Genomic DNA, 16429 nt, shown 5'->3' on the forward strand with positions numbered 1-16429 from the left:
ATGAACACGAGCCCTCGTAGCAAAGGTCGTCCGGAAGCGCTGGCCGAGAAGGTTTATCAGGCGCTGAAACAGGACATTTTTGAGTTCCGACTGATGCCGGGCGATCGCTTCAGCGAAAACGAAATCGCCGATCGGCTGGAAGTGAGCCGCACGCCGGTGCGTCAGGCGCTGTTCTGGCTGGAGCGCGAGGGCTACGTCGAAGTGTGGTTCCGCAGCGGCTGGCAGGTGAAGCCGTTTGACTTTGAATATTTCGAAGAGCTGTACGACTTTCGCACCGTGCTGGAGTGCGAAGCGGTGCGCCGCTTGTGCGCACTGCCCGCACCGCAGTGCATCGACATGCTCACCGCGCTGAAAAGCTTCTGGATGGATGCACCGCCGCTGGCCGATGGCAAAGCGGTTTCGGCGCAGGATGAAGCCTTTCACATGGCGCTGGTGGCCGCCGCTGGCAATCAGGAGATGGCGCGCATCCACGCCGAACTGACCGAAAAAATCCGCATCATTCGCCGTCTCGATTTTACCCGAGACGACCGAATGGAGGCGACATACCGCGAGCACGCTCAGATTTTACGGGCGATTTTCCAGCAACAAACCGAGGAGGCGCAGCGCATTTTAACCGACCACATCGCCGTCAGTAAGGCAGAGGTCAGAAAGATCACATTGCATATGTTACAGCAGGCTCGACTTCAACCCATTGAATAACAATACAAACATCGTGAGGGGTTTACTGATGAAAAGACGTTCGTTGCTCAAGGCTTTCGCGCTCTCTGCCTCTGTGGCCAGCATGGGCTTTGCCTTTGCGGCGCAGGCTGCTGACACCATCAAGGTCGGTATTATGTCCTCGCTCTCCGGCACCATGGCGATCTCCGAAACGCCGCTGAAGGATGTGGCGCTGATGACTATCGATGAGATCAACGCCAAAGGCGGCGTGCTGGGCAAAAAGCTGGAACCGGTGGTGGTCGATCCGGCCTCCAACTGGCCGCTTTTCGCTGAGAAAGCGCGCCAGCTGCTGACCCAGGACAAAGTGGCGGCGGTGTTTGGCTGCTGGACTTCGGTATCGCGTAAATCGGTGCTACCGGTGTTTGAGGAGCTGAACGGCCTGCTGTTCTATCCGGTGCAGTACGAAGGCGAAGAGATGTCACCGAACGTGTTTTACACCGGCGCCGCGCCGAACCAGCAGGCGATTCCGGCGGTGGAATACCTGATGAGTGAAGATGGCGGCAGCGCGAAACGCTTCTTCCTGCTGGGCACCGACTACGTCTACCCGCGCACCACCAACAAGATTCTGCGCGCCTTCCTGCACACCAAAGGGGTACAGGATAAAGATATCGAAGAGGTCTATACGCCGTTTGGTTACAGCGATTATCAGACCATCGTCTCCAACATTAAGAAGTTCTCTGCCGGTGGCAAAACTGCGGTGATCTCCACCATCAACGGCGACTCCAACGTGCCATTCTACAAAGAGCTGGCCAATCAGGGCATCAAAGCCACGGATATCCCGGTGATCGCCTTCTCGGTCGGCGAGGAAGAGTTGCGCGGCATTGATACCAAACCGCTGGTCGGACAGTTAGCGGCGTGGAACTACTTCGAGTCGGTGGATAACCCAACTAACCAGAAGTTCGTCGCGGATTACCGCGCCTACGCCAAGGCGCATAACCTGCCGAACGCCAACACCGTGGTGACCAACGACCCGATGGAAGCGACCTACGTTGGCCTGCACATGTGGGCGCAGGCGGTAGAGAAAGCGGGCACCACCGATGTGGATAAAGTGCGCGCGGCGATGGCGGGACAGACCTTTAAAGCCCCGGACGGTTTCACCCTGACCATGGATAAAACCAACCATCACCTGCATAAGCCAGTGATGATTGGTGAAGTGGAAGAGAACGGTCAGTTCAACGTGGTGTGGCAGACCGAGCAACCGGTACGCGCCCAGCCGTGGAGCCCGTACATTGCGGGTAATGATAAGAAGCCGGACCATCCGGTGAAATCAACGCAGTAGGGGTTGTGCTGGCTGTCCCCCTCCTCGGTCCTCCCCCATGAATGGGGGAGGAAGACGTTGCCCAATGCCAGCAATGAACATGCATGTGGCAGCGTCTCCTTCCCCCATTTATGGGGGAAGGCCGGGATGGGGGACAGCCACACCAATCCAAACCAAAACAACTTCTCACCATCAGGGCCAGAACCATGACAATCCGCCGTTATCTCTGCTGTCTGCTGTTACTGCTGCCCTGGCTCGCCCAGGCGGGCGATGGCGCAGACTTCGCGGCCGCCAGCCGCGCGCAACAAGCCACGCTGCTCCAGCAGTGGGCCGCCGCACCGCAGGCCAGTCGCTTGCCGCTGCTGCAGGCGCTGCGCAATGAAACCGTGGTCATCGACCAAAAACAGCAGCCGTTCAGCAAACAAGGCGAAGCGTTGCAGCCGCTCGACAGCGCGCAACAGCCCGACGGCGACACCAAAAAGCTGTTCATGAACAACCGCCTGCGCGTATTGATTGCCAGCGCCCTCGCCGCCCATCAGCTGGTGAGCGATGATGCCGCGATCCGTTTACATGCCGCACAACAACTACAAAACGATGGCGTCGCCGATATGCTGCCGCTGATTGAGCAGCGTCTCGCGCTGGAAAAAGACACGAAAGTGCACGACGTACTGCTGATGGCAGCGGCCAACCTGCAGCTCGCCAGCCCGGATGCCGCGCTGCGCCTGAAGGCTGTCAAACTGCTCGGCGAATCCAGCGATCCCAACATGCAGGCCAGCCTCACGCGCTTAACCCAGGCCAGCAATGAACCCGATACCAGCGTGCGTGATGCCGCCGCCGCCAGCCTGAAGCAGATTAAACAGCGCCTGATGTGGGGCGATCTGCTCGGTCAGGCGTTTACCGGCCTGTCGCTCGGTTCGATTCTGCTGCTGGCCGCGCTCGGTCTGGCGATCACCTACGGCCTGCTGGGCGTAATCAACATGGCGCACGGCGAAATGCTGATGCTGGGTGCCTACGCCACTTGGTTTGTGCAAAGCCTGTTCCAGCAGTTCGCACCGCAGTGGCTGGCCTGGTATCCGCTGCTGGCGCTGCCGGTGGCCTTTCTGGTCACCGCCTGCATGGGCATGCTGCTGGAGCGCACCATCATCCGCCATCTGTACGGACGTCCACTGGAAACGCTGCTCGCCACCTGGGGTATCAGCCTGATGCTGATTCAACTGGTGCGCATGCTGTTTGGCGCGCAGAACCTGGAAGTGGCGAACCCAGGCTGGCTCTCCGGCGGGCTGCAGCTATTACCGAATCTGGTGCTGCCGTACAACCGTATCGCGGTGATCCTGTTCGTGTTTGCCGTGCTGGCCCTCACCTGGCTGCTGCTGAATAAAACCCGTCTCGGCCTGAGCGTGCGCGCCGTGACGCAGAACCGCGCAATGGCCGACTGCTGCGGCGTGCCGACCGGACGTATCGATATGCTGGCGTTTGGCCTCGGTTCTGGCATCGCCGGACTCGGCGGCGTGGCGCTGTCGCAGCTCGGCAACGTCGGGCCGGAGCTCGGTCAGGGCTACATCATCGACTCCTTCCTCGTGGTGGTGCTGGGTGGCGTCGGCCAACTGGCGGGCACCGTGGTCGCGGCCTTTGGTCTTGGCATTCTTAACAAAGTGCTGGAGCCGCAGATTGGCGCGGTGCTGGGAAAAATCCTCATTCTCGTGCTGATCGTGCTGTTTATCCAGAAACGTCCGCAGGGCCTGTTTGCCTTCAAAGGGAGGGTGATTGACTGATGAGCCAGCCAATGACGTTAACTATTGCGCGCAAAGCGCCACGCCTGACGCTCAGCCTCGGCGTGGTGATCGCTGTGCTGCTGCTGGCGCTGCCGTTCTGCGCCCTGCTGCCCGCCACCCATCCGCTGGCGATCTCCACCTACACGCTAACGCTGGTCGGCAAGATTCTCTGTTACGCCGTGGTCGCGGTGGCGCTCGATTTGGTGTGGGGTTACGCCGGGCTACTGTCGCTCGGTCACGGCCTGTTCTTCGCGCTTGGCGGCTATGCGATGGGCATGTATTTGATGCGCCAGGCTTCCGGCGACGGCCTGCCCGCGTTCATGTCTTTTCTTTCATGGAGTGAGCTGCCGTGGTTTTGGGCGGGCACGCAACATTTTGCCTGGGCGCTGTGCCTGATCATGCTGGTGCCGGGTTTACTGGCGCTGGTGTTTGGCTTCTTCGCCTTCCGCTCGAAAATCAAAGGCGTTTACTTCTCAATCATGACGCAGGCGCTGACCTACGCTGGCATGCTGCTGTTTTTCCGCAACGAAACCGGCTTCGGCGGTAATAACGGCTTTACCGGCTTCACCACATTGCTCGGCTTTAACGTCACCGCTACCGGCACGCGTATTGGACTGTTTGTCGCCACGGTGCTGCTGCTGCTGGTCAGCCTCGGCATTGGCTTCGCGCTGGCACGCAGCAAGTTTGGCCGCGTGTTGACCGCGGTGCGCGATGCGGAGAACCGCCTGATGTTCATCGGATACGATCCCAAAGGCTTCAAGCTGTTTGTCTGGACGCTGTCGGCGGTGCTGTGCGGGCTGGCGGGCGCGCTCTACGTGCCGCAGGTTGGCATTATCAACCCCAGCGAAATGTCGCCAACCAACTCGATTGAAGCGGCGATATGGGTGGCGCTGGGCGGACGCGGCACGCTGATTGGTCCGCTGCTTGGCGCGGCCATCGTTAACGGAGCCAAAAGCTGGTTCACCGTCGCCTTCCCGGAATATTGGCTGTTCTTCCTTGGCCTGATGTTTATCCTGGTCACGCTGTTCCTGCCGCGTGGTGTGATTGGCCTGCTGCGCCGGAGGCGTGATGACTGAACACCTGTTTACCCAACCTCATCCCTCGGATCGCTATCGTGAACAAAGCGATCCGGTATTGCAGCTGGAGAAGATCAACGTGTCGTTCGACGGCTTTCGCGCGCTCACCGATCTCTCACTGAAGATCGGCGTGGGCGAACTGCGCTGTGTGATCGGCCCCAACGGCGCGGGAAAAACCACGCTGATGGATGTGATCACCGGTAAAACCCGGCCGGATAATGGCCAGGTGATCTACGACCAGGATACCGCTCTCAGCAAAATGTCGCCGGTGGAGATCGCGCGCGCCGGTATTGGGCGCAAGTTCCAGAAACCCACGGTATTCGAAGCGCTAACGGTATTTGAGAATCTGGAAATCGCGCTGAAAAACGACAAATCGGTGTGGGCCAGCCTGCGCGCGCGGCTTAACGGCGAGCAGCGGGATCGCATTGATGAGGTACTAAAACTGCTGCGGCTGGGTGCCGAACGTCAGCGCAAAGCCGGTTTGCTGTCGCACGGCCAGAAGCAGTTTCTGGAAATCGGCATGCTGTTGGTGCAGGACCCGCATCTGCTGCTGCTGGATGAACCGGCAGCCGGCATGACCGATGCCGAAACCGAATACACCGCCGAGCTGTTTCGCAGCCTCGCCGGCAAGCATTCGCTGATGGTGGTCGAGCACGACATGGGCTTTGTTGAAACCATTGCCGATCACGTCACCGTGCTGCATCAGGGCCAGGTTTTGGCCGAGGGATCGTTACGCGAAGTGCAGGCGGACGATCGGGTTATCGACGTTTATCTGGGGCGTTAACATGCTGCAAGTCGCGGAACTGAATCAATATTACGGCGGCAGTCACATCCTGCGCGGCCTGTCGTTTGAAGCGAAACCGGGCGAAATTACCTGCCTGCTGGGACGTAACGGCGTGGGTAAAACCACGCTGTTGAAGTGTTTGATGGGGCTGATTCCGGCTAAATCCGGCGAAATTCGCTGGCAGGATAATGTGATCAACAGCCGCAAGCCGCATCAGCGCGTGCAGGCCGGTATCGCTTATGTGCCGCAGGGGCGCGAAATCTTCCCGCGTCTGACGGTGGAAGAGAATCTGCTGATGGGACTGGCGCGTTTTTCCGGCGCACAGGCCAAAGCGGTGCCGGAGGAGATCTATCAACTGTTTCCGGTGCTGCGTGAGATGAAAGCGCGCCGCGGCGGCGACCTGTCGGGCGGACAACAGCAGCAATTAGCGATTGGCCGCGCCCTCGCCTGTTCACCAAAGCTATTGATCCTCGATGAGCCAACCGAAGGGATCCAGCCGTCGGTGATCAAGGAGATCGGGGCGGTGATCCGCCAGTTGGCGCAGCGCGGTGATATGGCGATCCTGCTCGTCGAGCAGTTTTACGATTTCGCCGCCGAACTGGCCGACAGCTATCTGGTGATGTCACGCGGCGAGATCGTGCAGCGCGGCGCCGGATCCGCCATGGAAGCCGAGGGCGTACGTGGATTAGTGGCGATTTAGTTGAGCTTGATAATTCAAAAGAGCGGCCTAACGGCCGCGTCTACAAGCAGGAGGCACGTCGTTTAGAGCATTTTAAATATTTTATTTAATTTTCAAATTCAAAATCTGCCATGTCAACTTTACTGCTCACTGACACTATTTTTCCACTCCATCCAAAGGTGATATGCCCATTAGCTGATATATTAATTGAGCGGATGCTTCCTACACCTTCAATGAGAGGTTCCAACGTTTTAAGTTTATTTAAAACTTGTTTTTCGTTGCCGGTAATCTCACTGGTTAAATAATATCGATAAATAACTGGAACAGTGGCACCGCCAGCACTGTATTCAGTCATATATAGCCAGGAAGATTGATTGATTTTTTGACTACGCTTCAACACATCATTATCACGTGAGCTTTCATTACCGATGACTAAAAAACCAATAATAATCAGCAAAAGAAGAGTCAGTATCAAATGAAATCGCTTAATAACCGTGCTGTTTAGCATACTCAATTCCTTCGCGTATATTGCGTTGGTCTGTGGGATCATCTCCATAGGGAGGAACATCATACCACTTTCCCCAGCGAGGTTTTGATGTGCCAGCGAGTGTTTGAGCAAATCCCGCGCCCATCAGCAAAATGTCATCGGGTATGCCAGCCGCTCTGCCTGTAGCGCCAAAATTGAAGTTTCCAAAAGCAGCCCAATTGAAGTCGAATTGTTTGTAATCCCAAGAGCCGCGATTGCGTACTTTTTGATAAAACCAGTAATAGGTTGCCGGTGTCGCCATACCTCTCGACATACCATTACATCTGGCTTCACGCATATTATTCTGAATAATTAATGCACCAGGTCCTATCGGTACAGATGCCATAATCTTTCCCTGAACTTAAATTTAAATCAGTTAACTATAATGCACATCCTCTTATTTAATAATTTGATCTAAATCATTAGGTCATTGCAATTAACCGAGGGGAGATAGGGGTATATTTGATATTTTTTAAATGATTTTTAATATCAACATCCGCTGTTGATATTGATTTTAAAATGGCGATCCAAAGACCGCCATTGATTACAAAATCCCGGTCTCTACGCTGAAGTGACGCTGCTCGCCGGGGGCCAGCTCAATCAGCGTGCTGGCGCGCTGTGCGGCTTTGAAACCCTCCGGGCGGCAGGTTGACGGCAGCACATAGGCGGCGACCTGCTGATCGCGGTTATGCAGCATCCAGCGCGTGGCGTGCGGGAACTGTTGGCTGGAGAAGCGCGTCATCAGGGCAAACCCTTGCGGTGAGTGCAGCTCGAACTGCATCTCATCGCCGTACTGCTGGAGATCGTCGGCGAAAAACACGATCTCCGGATCGCACATCTGCGGCTGATCCAGCTGCTGAAACGCCTGCGGATCGCGCGCCAGTTGATCGGTGTATGCGCGCCACTGCGGGGTAGGTTTGACGTGCGCCGGGATCGAACTGCGCAGCTGGAACGCATCGGTCGGAATCGACTGCTGGAAACGCCCTTGATCCAGCCAGGCGCTGTTCAGATGACACATATACTGCAGCGGCATCGGCGCGCCTGCCAGGTTAGTGACGTTCATCTCAATGTGCAGGCGCGCAGCATTGGCCTCAAGGCGCACCGCCGGTGCCGCAAGATAGTGATGGCCAAAGCCCTTCACATACTCGGTTTCGCCCTCCAGCGACAGGCGATCGTCCTCCAGCACGATCCATGCGCTGTCCATGCGCGCGCAGGCCATTTCGCCATGCAGCGGATGATCGTCATCCTCTGCCGGACAGCCGTTGGCCAGCAGCCCGGAGTGGAAAGCGAAACAGCCGTAGGTATCAATGATCGAACTGCCGGGCAGCGGCTGCTTAAAGCTGTGGCCCATGGTCAGCGAATGGCCGTCAAAGTTGGCGTCCCACACCATCTGACCGTAAAACGGCAGTACGATCACCGTGCCGCGTGGATTGCTGATGCGCACCGCTTCCACGCCTGCGGGATAGCGAAACAGCTCGACGTGGAACGTCTCGTTGCGCAGCAGCGTGGCTGGCGTTTCATGAAACTGCTCACGACGTAACGGTAAACGGGTTTTCATGGCATCTCCTCAACTAAACGACCGGCTGCTTCTGCCTGTTTTTTATGACGCAGCTCGCCCCAGAAGAAGTAACCCACCCAGGCGAAGCACAGCAGCGAAACGCCGAACGCCAGCTGCATCGATCCCAGATGATCGGAGACGAAGCCCTGAATCGCAGGAATAAAGGCAGCACCGACAATCGACATCACGATAAACGCGCCCGCCACTTCGGTGTATTTGTTATCGACGGTAGCCAGCGTTCCAGCGTAGATCGTCGCCCAGCACGGACCAAACAGCGCACTGACCAGGATGGCGGCATAGACAGCGGTAAAGTTTGGCACAAACATCACATACGCCAGCGCCAGAACACCCAGCAGCGAGTAGGCAATCAACACTTTTTCCGCACGGAAGCGCGTCATCAGGACGTTGGCGATAAATTTACCGATAAAGAAGCCGATGAAGCTGTAAATCATAAAGTTAGAGGCATGGCGCTCATTGACCGCGCCGAGCGTCAGCGCCAGACGAATGGTGAACGACCATACCGCCACCTGCATGCCAACATACAAGAACTGCGCCAGAATCCCGCGTTTGAAGTGACGATTCGCCGCCAGGTAGCGGAAAGTCTCGCCGAGCGACGGCAACGATTTTTCACTGCTTTCCGGTTTGCAGCGCGGATAGCGGGTGAAAAGGAACAGCAGCATCACTACCACCAGCACCATCACCAGATATTTGTAGGGTTCCAGCGTATGCTCCAGCATGGTGAGACGGAACGCATGCGCCTGTTCCGCATTCATGCCGGCCAGCTGACTTTCCAGACTGTCGCCCTCCTGAAACACCAGATATTTGCCCAGCACGATGCCCATCAGTGCGCCCACCGGATAGAAGGTCTGGCTGATATTCAGGCGCAGCGTGGCGTGATCGCGATGACCAATCATCGAGCTGTAGGTGTTGGCGGCGGTTTCGAGGAAGCTCAAACCGATGGCGATGGCGAAAATCGCCGCCAGGAACATGGTGTAGGTTGCCATGTGCGACGCGGGATAGAACAGCACGCAGCCCACGATATACAGCGCCAGTCCCAATAAAATCGCCAGTTTATAGGTGGCTTTGCGGATCACCAGCGAGGCCGGAATAGCGATCAGGAAATAGCCGCCATAGAACGCGCTCTGCACCAGCGCGCTGGCGAAATCGCTTAACGCGAACACGCTTTTGAACTGGGTGATCAGGATGTCGTTCAGACTCGCCGCACAGCCCCACAACGGGAACAGGCACGAGAGCAAAATGAACTGGAACAGCGGCGTTTTATTCAGATAGCCATCAGATTGCTGAACAATGTTCGGTTGCATAACTCGACCTCAGTGAACGTTGAGAAAACGCTGGAAGGTTTCCGCGTCGGGATAGGAGCGCTGCGTGCCGCGACCGGTCACGCTGTAGGCGGCGTAAGCCGAGGCTTGCGCCATCGCGGCCGGGATATCGCCGCTTTTCACCAGCTCGTGGGCGAAGCAGCCAATAAAGGCATCGCCCGCGCCGCTGGTGTCCACCGCTTTTACCGCGGTGGGGGCAACCTGATGCACGCTGTCGCCAGACATCCACAGCGAACCGCGCCCGCCCAGCGTGATGATCAGGTTTTTTAGCCCGCGTTTGAGCAGCGATTGCCCCGCCAGCTTCACCTCTTCATCCGTGGTGACCGGCATGCCGGTGAGGATCTCCAGCTCGGTTTCATTCGGCATGAAAAAGTCGCATTTGCAGGCGTAGTCGATATTGAGATCCGCCACCGCCGGTGCCGGATTGAGGATCACTTTGATGTCATGCTGACGGGCAAAATCAATGGCGTAATAAACGGTCTCCAGCGGGATCTCCAGCTGCAGGATGATCAACTGGCAGCTTTTCAACGCGTCAGCGGCGGCATCGATATCGGCTGGCTTCAACTGTTGGTTGGCACCTTTAATAATCAGAATGCGGTTCTGCGACTCATCGTCGACGAAGATCGGTGCCACGCCGCTGGAGGTGCCTGGCGCGGTGGTGACGAAGCGGGTATCAACGCCTTGCTGCTGCAGATTGGCCACGGTATTCGGCGCGAACAGATCGTCGCCGACTTTACTCACCATCATCACGCTGCCGCCCATCTTCGCTGCTGCCACAGCCTGATTGGCACCTTTACCCCCGCAGCCGATGGCAAAATCGGGTGCTTCCAGCGTTTCGCCCGCTTTAGGCAGCTGATTGGTATAGGTAATGAGGTCCACCATATTTGACCCAATAACCGCAATATCCATTGTTTTCTCCCGGTGAATTTTTAACTTGATAATGTTATTAAAATAACAATATCAGGTTAATAAAGTTAATTGTGTGATAAATTTCACACCTCGACATCCTAATAAAAAGCCGATAAACAGCCATTAATTGGTAGAAATGAATGTTATTATTCTAACAATTGAACAACATTGAGAATCAGAGCGAAGCGGCTTGAGAGCAACACGTTGGCGGCATTGCATGAGGTTTGCGGGCCGATCTCATTACAGGTAAGATTGAAAACTGGCCTGCTGGATACGTCGCAAATCATTAAAATATGTGAGATTTATCGTGATTTTTGACCAGGCCACTTCGACTTCAGGATTAATTACGCAGAGATGATCATGGAAACCCGGCGCGACGAACGTATTCACAAGTTGGCTCAGGCGCTGAAACGCACCGATAAACTGCACCTGAAAGACGCGGCGCAGCTGCTGGGTGTGTCGGAAATGACCATTCGCCGCGATCTCACCGAACCGGCTTCAACCGTGGTGCTGCTGGGCGGCTATATCGTCAGCGATCCGAAAAGCCACGCCGGACACTACTTCATCTCCGATCAGCACGGTCAAAACGCCGCACGCAAACAGCGCCTGGCGCAGGCTGCTGCGGATCTGATCAGTGAAAATGACACGGTATTTTTTGATTGCGGCACCACGCTGCCGTACATCGTAGATGCGATTCCTGACACCTTGCCGTTCACCGCCATCTGCTGCGCGATGAACACTTTCCTGGCGTTGAAAGAGAAACCGGCCTGCAACGTGATCCTGAGCGGCGGTGAGTTCCACGCCGATAACGCGCTGTTCACGCCGATTGGCGCGCATTCGATCCTCGACGATCTCTGCCCGACGCTGGCGTTTATTTCGGCGGCAGGTATCGATCAGGAACAGGGCGCCACCTGCTACAACATTAACGAGCTGGCGATGAAGCACCACGCGATGCTGCGCGCACGTCAGCGCGTGCTGGTGGCGGACAGCAGTAAATTTGGCAAAGTGCTGCCCGCGCGTATCAGTGAATTGCGCCGTTTTGATTTGCTGGTCAGCGATAGCGCACCGGAACCGGCGCTGAAGAGCTGGCTGGCACAACAGAATATTCCGCTGCGATTGCCTAAAGCTTAGAATTCCTCTGTTTCTATTACCGGGAAACAAAACCAGACCCTAAATACTTCGTGTTGCAGGAAGGCGGCAAGTGGGTTCATCCCCAGGAGCATACATTAGTATGTGACTGGGGTGGACACACGCAGCCAACGCACCTGCAGCGCGAAGTATGACGGGTATGAATAAAGGGTGAAAACAGCTAAACTTCTGTACCTAAAGTTCATAACTCACAGACCAAAAGGCTCAATACAACGTGGCTCAATTCGTCTATAGCATGCATCGCGTCGGCAAGGTCGTTCCGCCGAAGCGTCACATCCTGAAGAATATTTCTCTTAGCTTCTTCCCTGGAGCAAAAATCGGTGTACTCGGCCTGAACGGCTCGGGTAAATCGACGCTGCTGCGCATCATGGCCGGTATCGATACCGATATCGAAGGGGAAGCACGCCCACAGCCGGGCATCAATGTGGGTTATCTGCCGCAGGAACCGCAGTTGAACCCGGAGCACACCGTGCGTGAATCCGTTGAAGAAGCGGTTTCAGAAGTGGTGGGCGCGCTGAAGCGCCTCGACGAAGTGTATGCGCTGTATGCCGATCCCGATGCGGATTTCGACAAGCTGGCCGCTGAACAGGGCCGTCTGGAAGAAGTGATCCAGGCGCACGATGGTCACAACCTCGATACCCAGCTGGACCGTGCCGCCGACGCGATGCGTCTGCCAGACTGGGACGCCAAAATCGCTACCCTTTCCGGTGGTGAGCGCCGCCGCGTTGCGCTGTGCCGTCTGCTGCTGGAAAAGCCAGACATGCTGCTGCTCGATGAACCGACCAACCACCTGGATGCCGAATCCGTGGCGTGGCTCGAGCGCTTCCTGCACGACTTCGAAGGCACCGTTGTGGCGATCACGCATGACCGTTACTTCCTGGATAACGTGGCTGGCTGGATTCTGGAACTGGACCGCGGTGAAGGTATTCCGTGGGAAGGTAACTACTCTTCCTGGCTGGAGCAAAAAGATCAGCGTCTGGCGCAGGAAGCTTCTTCTGAAGCGGCGCGTCGCAAATCTATCGAGAAAGAGCTGGAGTGGGTGCGTCAAGGCGCGAAAGGCCGTCAGTCGAAGGGCAAAGCCCGTCTGGCACGCTTTGAAGAGTTGAACAACACCGATTACCAGAAGCGTAACGAAACCAACGAACTCTTCATTCCACCTGGCGCTCGCCTCGGCGACAAAGTGCTGGAAGTGACCAACCTGAAGAAATCGTATGGCGATCGCGTGCTGATCGACGATCTGACCTTCTCTGTACCGAAAGGTGCAATTGTTGGCATCATCGGTCCGAACGGCGCGGGTAAATCTACGCTGTTCCGCATGATGTCAGGTCAGGAGCAACCGGATTCCGGCACCATCGAGCTGGGCGAAACCGTCAAGCTGGCGTCAGTTGATCAGTTCCGTGACGCGATGGACAATTCCAAAACCGTGTTTGAAGAAGTGTCTGGCGGTCAGGACATTATGCGCGTTGGCAACACCGAGATGCCAAGCCGTGCTTACGTCGGTCGCTTCAACTTTAAAGGCACCGATCAGGGCAAACGCGTGGGCGAGTTGTCAGGTGGTGAGCGCGGTCGTCTGCACCTTGCCAAGCTGCTGCAAGTCGGCGGTAACCTGCTGCTGCTCGATGAACCTACCAACGACCTCGACATCGAAACTCTGCGCGCGCTGGAAAACGCCCTGCTGGAATTCCCAGGCTGTGCCATGGTGATCTCGCATGACCGTTGGTTCCTGGACCGTATCGCCACCCACATCATCGATTATCAGGATGAAGGCAAGGTGGAGTTCTTCGAAGGTAACTTTACCGAGTACGAAGAGTACAAGAAACGCACCCTCGGCGCCGATGCGCTCGAGCCGAAGCGTATCAAGTACAAGCGTATGACGAAGTAAGCCTGTTGCTGTGAAAAAGGCGCCATTAGGCGCCTTTTTTTATGGCTGAATCAGCTGCCCAGCATCTGCTTTACTAACTCGACGCAACGCAGGAAGCGCGTGTCATAGTCATCTTCTTTAACGTGCACAAACTCGATATTGTTTTCACGCAGCATGGTGATCAGCAGGGTCTGGAACTCGCGACGATCCATTGAGCTGCCGAGGCTGCGCAATCCATCCGCCACCCAGGGCACGTTGTTTTCCAGTAAAATCACCAGGTCGAAACGGTACTCATCAATCAACGCCTGCACAAACGGATGCTCGCGACCTTCGTACTTGAGGCAAAACGCCTGCGTAGTGATGAAATCGGTATCGATAAAGGCGACTTTACTGGCGTACTTCACTGCGAAGTCGATGTACTGGGCCTGACCGAGCGCGATTTTGTCGTAATCGGAATATTGCAGCGCCATTTCGTCGCCACCGAGGTGTGAGAAGACATAATCACGGCCATATTCCCATGCGCTGGTGGTGTTGAAGATGTTCGCCAGCTTGTTCACCAGCGTTGATTTGCCGCTCGACTCGCCGCCCAGCACCGCCACGGTGCGCACGAAGAATGGCTTCACTTCGGTCGGGATGTATTCCCAGTAGCGGAACGGATCCTGACGAATCTGCCCGCCGCTGATGTTCATAAAGGATCGATTGGGATCGATCACCACCGCCGGAATGCCGAGGTGCTGCTCATACATCGCGGCATCCGGCTCTTCACTGGTGTAGACACAATTCGGCTCAATGCCCTGCTCAGCCAGAAAGGTTTTGACGCCGCCGCTCCACACATCCCAGCCGTGCGGATAAGGTTCAATGCCCTCTTCATCAAACGAATGGATGCGGATATTTTTCTGGTATTTGAAGGTTTGCAGCAACCAGCGTAGTCGATCGCTGATGGTCGGCTGCTGCGACATGGCGCTGTTTTCAAACAGTTCACGATCGCGCGGCTCGTCGTGGCCCATGATGATATGCAGCTCATCCACCTGACTGCAGGCGCGCTGGATTAAATAGATGTGGCCGGTATGCAGCGGATAAAATTTCCCGAACACCACGCCAACGGTTTTATCGCGGCGCGGAAACTCCAGGCCAAGAAAACGGTGCAGCGCTTCCAGCTTCTGCGCGCTCGGGCTTTTAATTTTGGCGTTGAGCAGCTGGCTTAAGTAGCCTTTGGTCATTCCGCTGGCGTCGGCAACCTGCTGCAGCGTGTGGCCTTGCTGGCGAATGGCTGTTTTCAGGTAGTCAAACGATGACATTTAGTGCCTCCTGCGTGGAATAAAGGGCGGTGCGGCCTTTAAGACGGTGCGCATAAATGCGCACCCTACAAACGTAGGGTCGGCATTCATGCCGACCGGTAAAACTTACAACTCATCCAGAATCGCTAACGCATCCGCCAGCTTCTTCGCGCTGTACACCTTCATCCCTTCGACCGGTTTCTTCGGTGCATTACCGGCCGGGACGATGGCGCGCTTAAAGCCGTGTTTCGCCGCTTCGGAAATGCGCTCCTGGCCGCTCGGCACCGGGCGAATTTCGCCGGCAAGGCCCACTTCACCAAAGATCACCAGATCCTGCGGCAGCGGACGATCGCGGAAGCTCGATACCATCGCCATCAGCAGCGCCAAATCGACGCTGGTTTCGGTGACTTTTACGCCGCCGACCACGTTAACGAACACATCCTGATCCGCCATCTGCAAGCCACCGTGGCGATGCAGTACCGCTAACAGGATTGCCAGGCGATTCTGCTCCAGACCCACCGCGACGCGGCGTGGGTTGCCCATCATCGAATGGTCCACCAGCGCCTGAATCTCGACCAGCAGCGGACGCGTACCTTCCCACAGCACCATCACCGAACTGCCCGAGGTGATCTCATCACCGCGTGACAGGAAGATGGCCGACGGATTGCTGACTTCGCGCATGCCTTGTTCGGTCATGGCGAACACGCCCAGCTCATTCACCGCGCCAAAGCGGTTTTTATGGCTGCGTAAGGTGCGGAAACGGGAATCAGCGTCGCCATCCAGCATCACCGAACAGTCGATACAGTGTTCCAGCACTTTCGGGCCGGCCAGCGAACCGTCTTTGGTGACGTGACCGACCATGATGATCGCCACGCCGCGCGTTTTGGCGAAGCGTGTCAGGTAGGCGGCCGTTTCACGCACCTGCGCTACGCTGCCCGGCGAGGATTGGATCTCCGCCATGTGCATTACCTGAATCGAGTCGATCACCATCAATTTCGGCTGCTCCTGCTCGGCGATCAGGCAGATCTGCTCGATGCTGGTTTCCGACAACATATTGAGGTTTTCGGTCGGTAATCCCAGACGATGGGCGCGCATCGCCACCTGTTGCAGTGACTCTTCGCCGGTGACATACAGAGTTTTCATCCCTTCTGCCAGCTTGCACATCACCTGCAGCAGCAGCGTCGATTTACCGGCACCCGGATTACCACCAATTAAGATGGCGCTGCCCGGCACCACGCCGCCGCCCAATACGCGATCGAACTCTTTGAAACTGGTTGAGAAACGCGGCAGGGCTTCGAGGCTGATCTCCGACAGCTTCTGCACGCGGCTAACGCCCGCGTTGCCGCCGGCATAACCGCTCAGGCGCTCATTACGCGCCGCCGCAGGCGAGGCGGCAATGCGCACCTCGGTGATGGTGTTCCACGCATGGCAGGCGCTGCATTGCCCCTGCCAGCGCGGATAATCAGCGCCGCATTCGTTACAAACGAAGGCGCGTTTTGCCGCTTTGGCCAAATCAAATCCTC

Annotated in this window: 15 protein-coding genes; 8 read left to right on the plus strand and 7 right to left on the minus strand. The window is 56.5% G+C overall.

Features of this window, described 5'->3' with window-relative positions; genetic code table 11:
• The 6 genes from K5Y33_RS15140 (at position 1) to urtE (ending at position 6307) form a co-directional block, all read left to right on the plus strand.
• Positions 1-699 (plus strand): GntR family transcriptional regulator, encoded by a 699-nt coding sequence (locus K5Y33_RS15140; protein ID WP_192412422.1) that lies wholly within the window; start codon positions 1-3, stop codon positions 697-699.
• A 28-nt stretch (positions 700-727) separates the two neighbouring features.
• Positions 728-1996, plus strand: coding sequence for an urea ABC transporter substrate-binding protein (gene urtA / locus K5Y33_RS15145; protein ID WP_110867492.1), 1269 nt, complete (start codon positions 728-730; stop codon positions 1994-1996).
• A gap of 185 nt (positions 1997-2181) precedes the next feature.
• A complete protein-coding gene (gene urtB, locus K5Y33_RS15150; protein WP_192235770.1) occupies positions 2182-3747 on the plus strand; it encodes an urea ABC transporter permease subunit UrtB in 1566 nt (521 codons plus the stop codon).
• Positions 3747-4823: an urea ABC transporter permease subunit UrtC gene (gene urtC / locus K5Y33_RS15155; protein ID WP_192412424.1), complete on the plus strand. Its 1077-nt coding sequence runs from the start codon at positions 3747-3749 to the stop codon at positions 4821-4823. Before urtB ends, urtC begins: the two co-directional genes overlap by 1 nt.
• A complete protein-coding gene (gene urtD / locus K5Y33_RS15160) occupies positions 4816-5607 on the plus strand; it encodes an urea ABC transporter ATP-binding protein UrtD (RefSeq protein ID WP_222234426.1) in 792 nt (263 codons plus the stop codon). The genes urtC and urtD overlap by 8 nt, the downstream gene beginning before the upstream one ends.
• Position 5608: 1 nt before the next feature.
• Positions 5609-6307 (plus strand): urea ABC transporter ATP-binding subunit UrtE, encoded by a 699-nt coding sequence (gene urtE / locus K5Y33_RS15165; RefSeq protein WP_101762174.1) that lies wholly within the window; start codon positions 5609-5611, stop codon positions 6305-6307.
• A gap of 85 nt (positions 6308-6392) precedes the next feature.
• Here urtE and K5Y33_RS15170 read toward each other — a convergent pair whose 3' ends face one another.
• From K5Y33_RS15170 to rbsK, 5 genes are all read right to left on the minus strand, one after another.
• Complete coding sequence (locus K5Y33_RS15170; RefSeq protein WP_222234427.1) at positions 6393-6794, minus strand: hypothetical protein; 402 nt, start codon at positions 6792-6794, stop codon at positions 6393-6395.
• Positions 6772-7158, minus strand: a complete 387-nt coding sequence (locus K5Y33_RS15175) for a polymorphic toxin type 44 domain-containing protein (RefSeq protein WP_222234428.1) — start codon at positions 7156-7158, stop codon at positions 6772-6774. The genes K5Y33_RS15170 and K5Y33_RS15175 overlap by 23 nt, the downstream gene beginning before the upstream one ends.
• Positions 7159-7356: 198 nt before the next feature.
• A complete protein-coding gene (locus tag K5Y33_RS15180) occupies positions 7357-8370 on the minus strand; it encodes an aldose 1-epimerase family protein (RefSeq protein WP_222234429.1) in 1014 nt (337 codons plus the stop codon).
• Positions 8367-9692, minus strand: a complete 1326-nt coding sequence (fucP, locus tag K5Y33_RS15185; protein WP_101762178.1) for an L-fucose:H+ symporter permease — start codon at positions 9690-9692, stop codon at positions 8367-8369. Before fucP ends, K5Y33_RS15180 begins: the two co-directional genes overlap by 4 nt.
• Before the next feature lie 9 nt (positions 9693-9701).
• The gene (rbsK, locus tag K5Y33_RS15190) at positions 9702-10619 is read right to left on the minus strand and encodes a ribokinase (protein WP_222234431.1); all 918 of its coding nucleotides are present in this window, start codon (positions 10617-10619) and stop codon (positions 9702-9704) included.
• 360 nt (positions 10620-10979) lie between these two features.
• On the opposite strand from rbsK, the gene deoR reads away from it, so the two are divergent.
• Together deoR and ettA are read left to right on the plus strand one after the other, a co-directional pair.
• Positions 10980-11750 (plus strand): DNA-binding transcriptional repressor DeoR, encoded by a 771-nt coding sequence (gene deoR / locus K5Y33_RS15195; RefSeq protein ID WP_222234615.1) that lies wholly within the window; start codon positions 10980-10982, stop codon positions 11748-11750.
• A gap of 232 nt (positions 11751-11982) precedes the next feature.
• On the plus strand, positions 11983-13650 hold the full coding sequence (ettA, locus tag K5Y33_RS15200) for an energy-dependent translational throttle protein EttA (protein ID WP_222234432.1): 1668 nt from the start codon (positions 11983-11985) through the stop codon (positions 13648-13650).
• A gap of 50 nt (positions 13651-13700) precedes the next feature.
• On the opposite strand, the gene nadR is transcribed toward ettA, so the two are convergent.
• Entirely contained in the window at positions 13701-14927 is a 1227-nt protein-coding gene (gene nadR / locus K5Y33_RS15205; protein ID WP_222234434.1) for a multifunctional transcriptional regulator/nicotinamide-nucleotide adenylyltransferase/ribosylnicotinamide kinase NadR, read from the minus strand.
• A 105-nt stretch (positions 14928-15032) separates the two neighbouring features.
• Positions 15033-16418 carry a DNA repair protein RadA gene (radA, locus tag K5Y33_RS15210; protein WP_007886867.1) on the minus strand — a complete coding sequence of 462 codons (1386 nt, stop codon included), beginning with the start codon at positions 16416-16418 and terminating at the stop codon, positions 15033-15035.
• Between the last annotated feature and the right edge of the window lie 11 nt (positions 16419-16429).

Origin of the sequence: Pantoea sp. DY-17 (genome assembly GCF_019795975.1) — a bacterium.
Taxonomy (GTDB): Bacteria; Pseudomonadota; Gammaproteobacteria; order Enterobacterales; family Enterobacteriaceae; genus Pantoea; species Pantoea leporis.

What these genes read in the sequence shown, in the direction of transcription:
- deoR (WP_222234615.1), top strand. Translation starts at nt 10,980, where the DNA reads ATGGAAACCCGGCGCGACGAACGTATTCACAAGTTGGCTCAGGCGCTG.
- K5Y33_RS15180 (WP_222234429.1), bottom strand. Translation starts at nt 8,370, where the DNA reads ATGAAAACCCGTTTACCGTTACGTCGTGAGCAGTTTCATGAAACGCCA.
- K5Y33_RS15140 (WP_192412422.1), top strand. Translation starts at nt 1, where the DNA reads ATGAACACGAGCCCTCGTAGCAAAGGTCGTCCGGAAGCGCTGGCCGAG.
- rbsK (WP_222234431.1), bottom strand. Translation starts at nt 10,619, where the DNA reads ATGGATATTGCGGTTATTGGGTCAAATATGGTGGACCTCATTACCTAT.
- K5Y33_RS15175 (WP_222234428.1), bottom strand. Translation starts at nt 7,158, where the DNA reads ATGGCATCTGTACCGATAGGACCTGGTGCATTAATTATTCAGAATAAT.
- fucP (WP_101762178.1), bottom strand. Translation starts at nt 9,692, where the DNA reads ATGCAACCGAACATTGTTCAGCAATCTGATGGCTATCTGAATAAAACG.
- K5Y33_RS15170 (WP_222234427.1), bottom strand. Translation starts at nt 6,794, where the DNA reads ATGCTAAACAGCACGGTTATTAAGCGATTTCATTTGATACTGACTCTT.
- urtE (WP_101762174.1), top strand. Translation starts at nt 5,609, where the DNA reads ATGCTGCAAGTCGCGGAACTGAATCAATATTACGGCGGCAGTCACATC.
- urtC (WP_192412424.1), top strand. Translation starts at nt 3,747, where the DNA reads ATGAGCCAGCCAATGACGTTAACTATTGCGCGCAAAGCGCCACGCCTG.
- urtB (WP_192235770.1), top strand. Translation starts at nt 2,182, where the DNA reads ATGACAATCCGCCGTTATCTCTGCTGTCTGCTGTTACTGCTGCCCTGG.
- urtA (WP_110867492.1), top strand. Translation starts at nt 728, where the DNA reads ATGAAAAGACGTTCGTTGCTCAAGGCTTTCGCGCTCTCTGCCTCTGTG.
- nadR (WP_222234434.1), bottom strand. Translation starts at nt 14,927, where the DNA reads ATGTCATCGTTTGACTACCTGAAAACAGCCATTCGCCAGCAAGGCCAC.
- urtD (WP_222234426.1), top strand. Translation starts at nt 4,816, where the DNA reads ATGACTGAACACCTGTTTACCCAACCTCATCCCTCGGATCGCTATCGT.